Origin of the sequence: Pedobacter sp., from assembly GCF_037719805.1 — a bacterium.
In the GTDB taxonomy this organism is placed as follows: Bacteria; Bacteroidota; Bacteroidia; order Sphingobacteriales; family Sphingobacteriaceae; genus Pedobacter.
This window is the reverse complement of sequence record NZ_JBBJLZ010000002.1, coordinates 707001-719655: the sequence shown is the minus strand read 5'-3', so window position 1 is coordinate 719655 and position 12655 is coordinate 707001. Positions and strand designations below refer to the sequence as shown.

The 12655-nt window shown below is 42.1% G+C and carries 8 protein-coding genes; 4 read left to right on the top strand and 4 right to left on the bottom strand.

What is annotated here, in order from left to right; translation table 11 throughout:
- Positions 1-3: 3 nt before the first annotated feature.
- Genes WKF66_RS08150 through WKF66_RS08140 form a run of 3 tightly spaced genes read right to left on the bottom strand, consistent with a single transcriptional unit; the run spans position 4 to position 5138 of the window.
- On the bottom strand, positions 4-2160 hold the full coding sequence (locus WKF66_RS08150; RefSeq protein WP_489673933.1) for a sensor histidine kinase: 2157 nt from the start codon (positions 2158-2160) through the stop codon (positions 4-6).
- Between the two features lie 5 nt (positions 2161-2165).
- Positions 2166-2870, bottom strand: coding sequence for a hypothetical protein (locus tag WKF66_RS08145; protein WP_489673932.1), 705 nt, complete (start codon positions 2868-2870; stop codon positions 2166-2168).
- A 6-nt stretch (positions 2871-2876) separates the two neighbouring features.
- Positions 2877-5138, bottom strand: a complete 2262-nt coding sequence (locus WKF66_RS08140) for an Rv1355c family protein (protein ID WP_489673931.1) — start codon at positions 5136-5138, stop codon at positions 2877-2879.
- A 152-nt stretch (positions 5139-5290) separates the two neighbouring features.
- Here WKF66_RS08140 and WKF66_RS08135 point away from each other — a divergent pair, with 152 nt between their 5' ends.
- The 4 genes from WKF66_RS08135 to WKF66_RS08120 are packed head-to-tail and all read left to right on the top strand — an operon-like array spanning position 5291 to position 10822.
- Positions 5291-5755, top strand: a complete 465-nt coding sequence (locus WKF66_RS08135; RefSeq protein WP_489673930.1) for a response regulator — start codon at positions 5291-5293, stop codon at positions 5753-5755.
- A gap of 60 nt (positions 5756-5815) precedes the next feature.
- A complete protein-coding gene (locus tag WKF66_RS08130; protein ID WP_489673929.1) occupies positions 5816-6274 on the top strand; it encodes a response regulator in 459 nt (152 codons plus the stop codon).
- Between the two features lie 36 nt (positions 6275-6310).
- Positions 6311-9805, top strand: coding sequence for a PKD domain-containing protein (locus WKF66_RS08125; protein ID WP_489673928.1), 3495 nt, complete (start codon positions 6311-6313; stop codon positions 9803-9805).
- Positions 9806-10822: a PorP/SprF family type IX secretion system membrane protein gene (locus WKF66_RS08120; RefSeq protein ID WP_489673927.1), complete on the top strand. Its 1017-nt coding sequence runs from the start codon at positions 9806-9808 to the stop codon at positions 10820-10822.
- Between the two features lie 23 nt (positions 10823-10845).
- On the opposite strand, the gene rpoN is transcribed toward WKF66_RS08120, so the two are convergent.
- The gene (gene rpoN, locus WKF66_RS08115; protein WP_489673926.1) at positions 10846-12318 is read right to left on the bottom strand and encodes an RNA polymerase factor sigma-54; all 1473 of its coding nucleotides are present in this window, start codon (positions 12316-12318) and stop codon (positions 10846-10848) included.
- Positions 12319-12655: the final 337 nt, after the last annotated feature.

Here is a 12655-nt window from a genome sequence, read left to right as displayed (position 1 = left end):
GTTTTACTTAGAGTTTATAGGCAATGTAATAATAAATTCTGTACCCTGATTTAATTTTGTAATAACATCTATATTACCATTGTGATTCTCTATAATTCTGAACACAATAGACAATCCGAGACCTGTTCCTTCACCCACATCCTTAGTTGTAAAAAACGGCTCGAAGATCTTTTGCTTAACCTCATCAGGCATTCCGGTTCCAGAATCCTTAATACTGATTTTTACATTTGCGCCATCCTGCCAGGTCTTAATCGATAATATACCTTCATTGTCTTTCGGTTCTTTAGACTTGATCGCATGCACTGCGTTGGTGATTAAATTCATAAATACCTGATTAATTTTTCCAGGCAAGCATTCAACTGGCGGTAGGTCTCCAAAGTCCTTAACTACCTGCAAATGATCGGGGAAAGTGTTCTTAACCAATACAAGAGTGGAAGCAATTCCTTCATTTAAATCAACTGGCTTCGTATCATTTTCATCCAGGCGACTAAAGTTTTTCAGGCTTCTTATAATTTCGGCTGTTCTTCGTGCACCCTCACCGATCCCAGAGAGCAATGATTTAATTTCGTCTCTAACAAAGACAATATCTATCTGCTTCTTGAAAGATTCAATCCTTGCGATTTGAGGTTGAAGATCAGCTTCCGTATCAAGGCTTTCATACATTTTGATAACGGTGTCCAGATCCAGGATGTCTAGCTCAAGGGGCTTAATGTTTGAAGTAACAAAGTTGATAGGATTGTTAATTTCATGGGCAATACCAGCGGTTAGCTGTCCCAATCCTGCCATCTTCTCTGAATCGACCAGCTGGCTTTGAGCTTCTTTCAATTCAGTTAAAGTGATGTTCAGCATCTCATTGGTTTCCATCAACTCCTCTGTTCTCTCCACTACTTTCTTTTCCAAAATAATGTTTTGTTCCAGAACAATTCTTTCATTCTCTTTCAATGCCTGAAGCGTCGCTTCCTGTGATTCTTCCTTATCCTTTTTATAGATATTGATCTTATCCGCAAGAGCAAAGGAAAGTAGGATGACCTCCAACATGGAACCGAGCGTTATTGAATAGTTCGTAAAAGAATTATATGGCAGTATGCCAAACTCTCTCAACACGTAAATAAAAATACCAGCTAATAACGGTAGCCAAGCTAAGAGGAAGAACTTTGCTGGTCTATAGTTTTGACTTGCTGCCCTAATAGAAACGAATAGAATAAAGACTGATACGATGCCGGCAAAGAATTGTAGAATGGTATAAGAGGTACCAAAGTCGCCAATCAGCGTTAACGCTATCGCAACTGAATAGACGATATAAAACAGAAAGAACGCCCTGCTTAACACAGGAAATAGTATTTTAATGTTCAAGAACCGGCGTGCAAATTCTAATCCGCTGATGTTTACTAAAGCAGTTAATACAAAGAATGCCCTGGTTGCAATATACGGGCTTTCGGGCCAAAGATACTGAAAGGAATAACCCTCTATGGTAGCCTGAGTCAGCCCTACAATAAGGATATAGACTACATAGTAAAGATAAATAGAATCATCAACGGTAAAATAAATGAAGAGGTTGTAGAAGAACATCACTGCGATTACGCCGAAAAATACTCCAAAGAGCAAGTTTGAAAGAAGAATGTTATCAATTGCAGTAGGCTTCGTAGTCAAGCTTATGGGGAGCTGGAGGTTTTGCGTAGATAGTATTTTGAAGTAGTACGTTTCGGTAGAACCTATAGGGATGGTGAGATCATATATATACTTATGAAAATTCAACATTCTTGCCGTAAACGGTACAGATTGCCCTGCTCGGCTAACGTCATACCTTCCATTATTGGGATAATAAAATTCGATCTCACGAAATGGAGACTGATCAAATTGAAGGCTTAGCTCTCCCTCGCTGCTGGTATTAGTAACCTCAATTTTTAACCAGACTGGAGTCTTTTGAATACCAAGATCTGGAACTTCATTGACAAAGTGCTTAAATTGAGTAATCCCCCGGATAGCTTGTATATCAGCTCTCCCTGAGCTATCAATATAATACTTCATATACTTGCCTAGCTTAACGGGCTCATCGCTTGCAGAGAAAACGATTTGGGCGTTCAAGGAACCAATGGAAAGACACAGCATTAAAAAGGAGGTAATCATGCTGCGGAAAAAAAACACGTCGTTGTTGTTCATATAATTTATAACGGAAGAACGCTTTTTGGAATTACCAGGTCATAGTGTATGTGAACTTCTCTTTTTCTATGCTTTTCAATACGCTCGATATTTGGAGTTTTAACTAGTTCGCTAATCGCCTGGTATTCCTGCGGACTAGCTTTAGAGAGCACCTGAACATCTTTTAAAATCATGAAGGTAGCCAATAAGTCTAGCTTTGGGTAATAAAAAGTGCCATTATTCCCAGCGGTTGGCTCAATTTCGTAACCCACGTCTTGGGCCATTTGTACCGTATAAGGTGCACACAACGCAAACAGAGAGTTCAAACCAATCTGAACAGATGCTACAACAGCCGCCCTAGTTAAAAAAACAGCTCCTATGCCCATTCCAGCCACCTCCCTTGAGTTCCATAAACCACATATCTCTCCTGTACCAGCAGCTACATACTGGTCGATAATCGACGGGACATACGGGTCTATTATCTTCGTCGCCTCTTCCATCGGTAATCTAAAATCTTTTGTCGCTATATGCACCCTCGCGCCTCCTAATACCCGACCGTTATCTGTGTCAAACACCGTTAGTACATATACATTGGGGTTGTACATCCATGTGTCGGTGGACGAGGTAACCTTCATAATTCCTATATTTTCGAGAACGTGCCTGTGTCCCTGTAGGAACTTCTGACAAGATTCAATATCGTCAACTGCTTTGAATAGCTTTATACGTATCAACTTGTCTTAATTGTTTAGATGAAAAAATGTAGATTCAATCGGTCGTCGCAAAGATAGTGTTGAAGGTTGATTCGCCAATGCCAATCGAAAAATGAATACAGCTTGTCGCCCTCCCAGCTCTGGAACAAGTGTTGCAAATTTTGCTTTGCTGTCCTCAAATTGTTGCTGATAGTAGGGGTCCAGGTCTTCTCCTCCTCCCTCAGTTAATCTTGCGAGCATGAATACAAGCTGTGAGATGGGCTGAAATGATATACCCCTCAGATTAGCTTCGATCCAGATACGTTCCACTGCCCGTCCACCTTTTAAAAAATTTATTGCTGAATATTCAGGCATTGAAATGATCCCCAATGCAGAGGATGCCGCCACCGCTTTGTGAACACTTTTCTTGAAAGCATGACCGCCTTTTAATTCGCGGACCATGGCTATCGCATCAGCATCTTTGGCAATATGCAATGCGGCAACTTCAGAGGCAGTAGCGCCAAGTGTTCTGGTATCTAGACCGTCTCGCTTTAATTCGTTTTCTTCAATGGTCCACCTTAATTCATTTTGGAAAGTATCATAGTGTCCCCGTGGGTGAATAATCCGCAGCATTTCTGTTGTAGCCAAAATCTCTCCAAGGTCGCCCATCAACTGTGGATCCGTCACAAAGTGCAGTTGTGCACCTTCAAAAGATTCAATGGATTTTTGCAGCTCAACATAAACACTTTCATCTAGAAGTTTCTTCTCGGTAAGCGTTCTGTTCGTCAGTCTAAGACCGATTCCTTTTGCAAGGTTGGCCATTGACCGTTCTTTGCTTTCTTTGAAGCTAACTATTGCTACTAATCTTTGATCATCTTCAAGTGGAAAGTACCCCAGACTAGTCGCAATCCCTAAAGACGATGATTTAATATATATGTTCTCTACAACTGCTCCAATAGCTAGGTAGGAGCCAAGATGTTTGTAGTCCAATAGGGAGTGAGAGAAATGTGCATCATGAAATATATGCAGCTTATTGTTTTTATAAACGAACTTCCAGGCCTGTGCGTTGCCACCAGAAGGGGCAAGCGTCCCGGCTGTAACAATTTCAGTAATCGTTTGATTATCCAAAGTTAGGGCATCATTTGAAGAAACTGGAAGCTTCGAAATTACCTTCAACATCTCCGCCTCTGTTAATTCTGCTGGTGGGATAAATGCGGGCAGTATTGCAGCCCCATCTTTCGGGGTCCTATCACCTACCAGTTCATCTAAATCGATATAATACCTACCAGAATCCTTAAACTGATCCAATAATATGCGCCTTGCTACATCTGTTGTTAGTGCGCCGCCCAACACTACTGAAGAGGCAAGTTGCGGCCAGGTGTTAATTGAAGACTCGACCTCAATCATCGATGCCTTTAATCGCTTCGAAATACTGTCGGCTCCAACCATTTTCAAAATATGAGGTATTTTCTGTTCGTTGGTGAGGTCTTTTATATTGTCTGGATTCAAGGTTCCGACGTAGCCATGTAAAATCGGTCGTTCGGGCTCCAAATCAAATCGTTCCACATCAAGCATGCCTCTGTCATTCGTATCCATCACCACAGGCACCTTAAGTTCGCGGGCCTTGAACCGGCTTTCAATTTTTATATCCAGCCCATCGCAAACCTCTACAAATAGGTCAAGGACTCCACCTTCCTGGAAGAACTGGTCCATGTTGTTCTTGTTCAGACCATCAGAAAATAAGACTACATTGATAAAAGGATCGATCTCAGAGATTTCTCTCGCTGCAATAATCGTCTTTTGGATGCCCAAATTATGTACCCCTGTACGCAGTCTGTTCAGGTTACTTAGTTCGGCAGTATCGAAATCCGCAAGTCTCAACTCCCCGCAGGTCCGTTCCATCGCCAGTGTAAGTGCGATCGACTGTCCAACTGAAAGCCCTACAATCCCGATCTTCTTTTCGCTTAGGAGTTTTTGTTCGGCCCTGGTAATCTTATTCTGATTTCTATTGGTACGAACCTCTACAAATTCTACTTCGTCCAGCAAATGTACCAGCATGTTGTTCCAGGGATAATAGACCCATACGCCATACTCATCTATTGGCAGACCATTCAAATGTTTAATTGTTAAAGCACTGAGTTCATCGGACGTTAATCTTTTTGCAGGATTCAGACACTTCATCAACTCATGCAACTGCGAGTTAATTTCATCATGAATCCGCAAAGCGGGGTTTGTAGATAGAAGTTCTTGCAAGGCAAGTTTAGATTTCTGACTATTTTTCCTGTAAAAGAGAGGTTTAAATGCCGACATGAGGGGTACGGATTGGTTACCAGATTTTATCATTAGAAATTATATTTTTAACAATTAAATGTATAAGGTTTGACGAAACAAAAATAGCTATATTTAATAAATTATTACGGTCTGGCTAGTTATTAATCGCTTTTGTTTAATTTTGATCTTGAATGTCAAACATACCAATTAACATCTTGTATGTGGATGATGAAATCCACAATCTCACAGCTTTTCAGGCAACGTTTAGAAGAGTCTTTAATGTTTATCTGGCTGAGTCAGCTAAAGATGGATTATCCATCTTAAAAAAGGAAGATATTCATATAATAATTACTGATCAGCGGATGCCGGGTATGACGGGAATAGAGTTTCTGGCTTCTATACTTATTGATTATCCAGACCCTATTCGCTTCCTCTTAACTGGGTACTCAGATCTTAATGCAGTTATAGACGCTATAAACGTAGGTCAGGTTTACTTGTACGCAACGAAGCCCTGGATGGAAGAGGAATTAAAGAATAACATCATCCGAGCCTTTGAGGTATTTTCTCTCAGAAAAGAAAATAAAGTGCTCAACGATCAGCTGTCAATAGTCAACGGTCAACTCGAATTTATGTTAACACAAAAATTATTGTCATAGCTTTTTAATTTAAAAAAATTCCATTGTGTATTCGACTCATCTAACCACTACCTTTGACAAATGAATTCTGAGGCGGTAATTAATGTTTTATACGTAGATGATGAAGTTCATAACCTGAACGCGTTTAAAGCCAGCTTTAGACGGCTGTTCAATATCTTCATTGCCGAGTCTGCCCTTGAGGGCCGTGCTATCCTGGAAAATAATGACATCCACGTAATCATCACTGATCAACGAATGCCAGTTACTACTGGAATCGAATTCCTGGAATCCATTATTCCTCATTTCCCTGAACCGATAAGAATCTTACTTACTGGATATGCTGATATAAATGCGGTAATCGATGCCATAAACCGGGGTCAGGTCTATAAATACATACAAAAACCCTGGACGGAGGATGACCTTCGTATCAATATTCAGAAAGCCTTTGAAATCTATTCCCTAAGAAAAGAAAACCGGGAGTTGACAGAACGCTTACTACTTGCAAACAAACAACTAGAAATTCTGTTAAGCCGAGACTAACCTAGTTCGTCTTTTTCACGTATATAGTGTTATGGTATGAAGAACTGGGCACTTGTTTTCTTGTTATTATGCAGCTATGCCTTTGTAAATTGTGCAAAAGGGCAGAATATATCAAACGAAGGCACTAATTTTTGGGCTGTCTTCCCCACGCATGATCCCTCTGGTACAAACCTTGCAAGAATCAGACTCTATATTACGGCTAAAGCTTCTTCAGAAGTAACTATATATGTTGGAAATACTCCGATTTTAAGAAAATCTGTAGAGCCCAATGTTGCGGTTCCTATTGACGTACCAAGATCAGCGGCATATATCGATTCTGCCGATAGAAACAAGGTGCTCAGCGGAAGGGGAATTCGCATTCAAGTTACGGAGGGTAGGCCTAAAGTTGCTGTCTATGCACACATCTACGCTGGATTCAGGTCCGCCGCCACGCTCGTACTGCCTGTCGAGTCCCTCGGACAAAAGTATTATTCCATGAATTACACCCAGTCCGAAAACAGGAATTCAACCAACCGGAATTTCATAGTGCTCGTTGCTACCGAAGATAATACGCGCCTTTTAATTCATATGAAGGGAAGTTCTCAAAAGATCTCTGTCCACCTGCCAAAAGCTGGAGATGTGTATGAGTATCTTCCCAACGGTTTAAATGACCTCACAGGTACCTTCGTCGAGGTAGATAAAGCATATGCCAATAATTGCGATAAACGGTTCGCCATGTTTTCCGGAAGTACATCTGTTACCATTGGTGGCAGTTGCGCGCAATCGCTTGATCCCTTATACCAGCAACTCTATCCCACAACGAGTTGGGGCAGAACGTACGGGGTTGTTCCCTTTATCAACCGTTATTATGCCTTACGAATTGTGGCCGAACAGGACGGCACTGTGATCAATTTCAACCGCAGGTCAGTCACTTTGAAGGCAGGGGAATTCTACACTACCGAAGAATTTCTGAGTGAGCCAATGTTTGTCACCGCCAATAAGAACATTAGTGTAGCACAGTATGCGTTGTCACAGGCTTGCGGCAATGTGTCTGGCCCGCCCTTAGGCGACCCCGAAATGGTCATCCTCAATCCGGTCGAATTTAATATCAAGTCGGTGACCTTATTCTCTTCCACATTGGAGGCGATAAGCGTAAAATATCTGAATGTTTTTATAAAGACCGCAGCCGTCAGCTCCTTCCGGATTGACGGCAGGAGAGTAGGGGGCTGGCAGCAGATGCCTGAGAATCCTTCGTACTCCTATGTTCAATTCCAGGTTATCGACAGCACTTTCAAAATTTCTGCCAACGATGGTTTTAACGCTGTGGCCTATGGATTCGGCTCCACAGAGTCCTATGCTTATTCCGCGGGAACAAATCTTGCAGCCAATAATTTCCTGCTTATCAACAATGCAATTACAAAGATTGACGCGCCCAATGCCTGTATTAATCAGGCATCAAGTTTCAAGATCACACTTGATTATAAAGCCGTCAGCATCACATGGAAACTCGACAATCTACCTGCTAGAGAATATACACCGGTCCCCCAGGAAGTTCAGACATCTAGGGGAGTAAGTTACATTTATGAGTACGACGAAAAGTCCACCTTTACAGAAATCAGCAAGCATCAAATGTTGGTCACTGTTGTTAAACCCGATGACGGAAATTGTTTTTCCGGAGCCATCGATTACGAATTTGACTTTGACGTTTATCCGCTTCCAATAGCGACAGCGCTTATAGATTTAAACCCATGCCCCGATACTGAAATCCAGTTTACGGATGACAACAGTGATTCTCAGATCTCTGATAAACCCGTAAACAGATGGCTTTGGGATTTTGGAGATGGTCAAACCTCTACAGAACAGAACCCTACACACGTCTATGTCAGGTCCGGCGTTTTTGAAGTTAAGTTCTTTGCAGGGGTTGACGACGGCTGTTTGTCGGACGTATTTACAAAGAAGGTCACTGTTAAACCCCTAATAACGCCCTTGTTTACTGTTAACGAAACGGGGTGTGTAAATACTGATCTGCTTTTTACCGATGCCTCCACCGTAGAAAATGGAAGTACGATCACCAGCAGGGAATGGGATTTCGGTGATGGCAAAAAGGCGACTACAAACAACGTCAACCATCAGTATGTGGCAAGCGGGATTTACACAGTTAAACTAACTGTTAGATCAAGCGATGGATGTATTAATACTACGACTAAAAGTGTTACCATCCTGAAAGTACCTACTCCGGATTTTAGTTTACCCGACGCTTGCACGAGCGATATTGTGATTTTTCCGAACTTAAGTACAGATGCAGATGCTAGTAGCGGCCCCTTAACTTATGTTTGGGATTTCGGTGACGGTACGGTACCTGCTGCTAGCAATAGATCCACCGAAAAGAACGGCTCCCATCAATTCGCCACAGCAGGTACATATACGGTTAGCCTAACTGGGACCAATGTAAGCGGTTGCTCTTTCACAAAAACACAAGTTTTTACGGTAAATGGAGCTGTAATCACGCCAAGTTTTACAGTTAAAAATGAAGCGAATTTATGTAGCAATCAAGAGATTACTCTAATCAACACCTCCACTGTCAACTCAGGAAAAATTACCAGGGTCGAGTTCTACAGGGGCGCTAATGGCGCCCCGAACGGCCAGCCAGACATCAGTGATACCAGCCCGAACAACACCAAAGAATACAACACCTTCAAATACCCCGCATTCACGACACCAATAGCGCGAACGTTTACAATCACTATGATCGTTTACTCTGGAACGTCTTGCTATGAGCAAGTAACCAAAACCATTACTTTGAAACCTTCACCTGCATTGGTGTTTGATCCGGTTCCACCAATATGCTACAACGCCGGAGTAACCCAGATCACTCAGGCGAAAGAAACTCTGGGCGTTGCCGGCGTCGGAATATTCTCTGGAACCGGGATAACAGCAGATGGTCTGTTCGACCCTGCTCGGGCTGGCGTAGGAACACATTTGATCACTTACACTTACAATGGTCAAAATACCTGCGCTGAATCCATCACTCAAAACGTAGTCGTATATCCTTCCCCAACAGTGACCCTCGACAAAGAGATCTTTCTACTGATAGGCGGACAAAAGAGGATAGAGGCTTCGGCTAGCGGCAACGGATTAACCTACAAATGGACGCCTTCCATAGGTTTGGACAGGGATGACGTTTTAAATCCAGTGGTACAGGGCGATGACGATCGTTTGTATACCCTTACGGTTACGTCGAATCAAGGCTGCTCTACCTCCCAAACCATCATGATAAATATCTTAAGGGCGGTTGAGCCCTATACGGCATTTAGCCCCAATGGTGACAGTGTTAACGATACCTGGAGCATCAAATACATTGATTCCTACCCGGATGTTGAAGTGGAGATTTTTAATCGTTACGGACAGAAAGTGTTCTACAGCAGGGGCTACAAAAATCCATTCGATGGAAATTTCAATAATCAAGCGCTACCTGTCGGAGTTTATTACTATATTATCAATCCAAATATAGGTACGAAGAAAGTTACAGGATCTTTAACAATTTTAAGATAAGTGAAACGACGGGCAACGATATTCTCGATCTTGTTACTGCTTTCTGCGGCGGCTTACGCCCAGCAAAGACCGCAGTATACTCAATATATTTTTAATAATTACCTGCTCAATCCTGCCCTCAGTGGGATGGAAAACTACACCGATCTTAGGTTTGGCTACCGTAAGCAATGGACGGGCATAAATAATGCGCCCCAAACCTCTTTCGTGTCAGCCAACTTTAGCCTTGGCGACGACTATCTCTGGAGAAACGCGCTCTCGCTGCCTGATAAGGGCGACAATCCAATGAGCCGGAACTATATGCAAAACTATACTTCCTCTCCCGCGCACCATGGCTTTGGGGTGATCGCAGTGCTGGATGATGTAGGACCGCTATCAAGGTTAGATGCAAGCCTAACCTACGCTTACCATTTACAGGTTAACAATGCGCTGAATTTTTCAGTAGGAGTGGCTGCGGGCGTATCCAGAATCGGCCTGGACAGGAGTCAATTGACTTTTGAGGAGCAAAACGATCCAGCGATTGCAAATACAATCGTTAGCCAGGTTAAGCCTGATCTTGGGCTTGGTGTATGGTTATATGGAGCCAATTTCTTCGCAGGTGCCTCAGTGCAGCAGATCTTGCCGCAAAAATTGGTGTTCACAACCAGCCCTACAGAATTCAGTACGGGTAAAGAAGTTCCACACTTGTTTCTTACGACAGGATACCGCTTCTTTGTCGCAGAAGATATAGCTATGACACCATCAGTTATGGTCAAACATGTGAGTCCGACCCCAGTATCTGTAGACGCCAACTTAAAAGTTGCCTTCCGGGATAGACTGTGGATAGGAGGTAGCTACCGTAAAAGCGACTCTTTTTCTGCGCTCGCCGGCATCAATCTCAACAAGACCTTCAATCTCACCTACTCTTACGATTTCATTACTTCGGAACTGAATACCGTTAGTAATGGAAGTCATGAAATCGTCCTCGGCATACAACTAAATAATGTGTATGAAGTAATGAGTAGCATGAAAATGTGGTAGCTGCTTTACTTTTCAAATATAAATTACAACTCCTTACGTAAGCGTGCGACAGGAATATTCATCTGTTCCCTATACTTAGCTACAGTCCTTCTGGCGATGTTATAACCTCTTTCTTTAAGAATGTCAGTCAGCTTTTCATCAGCCAATGGCTTGCGTTTGTCTTCATTTCCAATGCAGTCTTCTAAAATCTTCTTAACTTCTTTGTTGGACACTTCTTCTCCACTTTCAGTTTGAATAGCTTCAGAGAAGAAAGACTTTAACAGGAATGTTCCAAATTCAGTCTGCACATATTTGGAGTTGGCAACTCTGGATACCGTAGAGATATCCATATCGATCTTGTCAGCGATATCTTTTAGAATCATAGGACGCATCTTGCGTTCATCACCCGTAAGCAAATATTCATACTGATATTGCATGATCGCATTCATCGTTTTCAGCAAGGTTTGCTGCCTTTGTTTGATGGCATCAATAAACCACTTTGCTGAGTCTAATTTCTGCTTTACAAACTGAACTGCTTCCTTCAATTTTTTGTCTTTTGTGGCAGCTTTATCATAGTGATCGAACATATCGATGTATGAACGGCTTACTCTTAACTCCGGTGCATTTTTGGAGTTCAAAGTCAGGATAAGCACGCCATCATTGTTTGATACGTGGAAGTCTGGAATGATTTGTAATTGTTTGGTGGTAACCTGATTAGAATCTCCGGGCTTAGGGTTGAGCCTTAAGATTTCCGCGATGATCTCTTTAAGATCTTCACTATTTAATCCTAAAGATTTTTCCAGTTTATCGTAGTGCTTACGTGTGAACTCATCTAAATGGAGCTCAACAATCTCAATTGCTTTTTGAATAATGAGGTTGTTGGGATCTTTTCTTTTCAATTGGAGCGTTAGGCACTCTTGCAAATCCCTTGCAGCGATTCCCGGAGGATCGAAGCTTTGAATGACTTTCAGCATGTCTAAAACATCTTCTTCTTCAACCATTAGGTTTTGTGAAAATGCGAGGTCATCTATCATGGAAGTAATGGGTCTCCGCAAATAACCATCATCATCTAAACTCCCGATGATCTGTTTACCAACGATAAAATCCGGGTCTGATAGCGGTACCAGATCCAGCTGCTCTTGCAGACTTTCAAAAAAAGTACTTTCGATAGCTATCGGTGTTTCCTTTTTTTCTTCGTCATCATCGCCATTATTGTAAGATGTACTGTAGTCGTTGGTATTGTCATCCTGCAAATAATCGTCTACGTTAAATTCGTCCGTGTTTTCTTCTTTACTGCTTGAATCATAATCGTCGGGCGTATCATTTAAGTCGTCATATTCACTTTTAACTTCTTCGGCAACCATCAGGCTGGGATCTTCCAGAGCTGGATTCTCTTCTAATTCTTCCTTAATACGTGTATCTAGAGCAACAGTCGGTACCTGCAACAATTTAATAAATTGAATTTGTTGCGGAGATAACTTTTGAAGTAGTTTTTGTTGTAGATGTTGTTTAAGCATAAGAAGATTAATCGGTATATTAATACCAGTTCCAAAAATAGGAATTTTCAAGAATATAAAGTACTATAGTGTTTAATATGTTTGGGGGCAAAAGATTATGTTGCCGGATATCGAATACCATTTTAGTTCGATGCTGGTTCGGGTTTTGCTTTGGGTGAGGCCACCATGCGGCCGCAGTGAGGCCACGGTGAGGCCGCCTTTTGCTTGAAAAAAGGTGGCCTCACCGTGTGAGCACTATGCCTTCTAGGCGGCAACAACCAAAGCCAGAACCGAGCGAGAACCGAACGCACCCGAACTGTAAATCGTCAGCTATATGCCTTCCTTAGCAGTTTTTTGT

Excerpts from the sequence above, each read along its gene's own strand:
- WKF66_RS08150 (WP_489673933.1), bottom strand. The coding sequence starts at position 2,160 with ATGAACAACAACGACGTGTTTTTTTTCCGCAGCATGATTACCTCCTTT.
- WKF66_RS08140 (WP_489673931.1), bottom strand. The coding sequence starts at position 5,138 with ATGTCGGCATTTAAACCTCTCTTTTACAGGAAAAATAGTCAGAAATCT.
- WKF66_RS08135 (WP_489673930.1), top strand. The coding sequence starts at position 5,291 with ATGTCAAACATACCAATTAACATCTTGTATGTGGATGATGAAATCCAC.
- WKF66_RS08130 (WP_489673929.1), top strand. The coding sequence starts at position 5,816 with ATGAATTCTGAGGCGGTAATTAATGTTTTATACGTAGATGATGAAGTT.
- WKF66_RS08125 (WP_489673928.1), top strand. The coding sequence starts at position 6,311 with ATGAAGAACTGGGCACTTGTTTTCTTGTTATTATGCAGCTATGCCTTT.
- rpoN (WP_489673926.1), bottom strand. The coding sequence starts at position 12,318 with ATGCTTAAACAACATCTACAACAAAAACTACTTCAAAAGTTATCTCCG.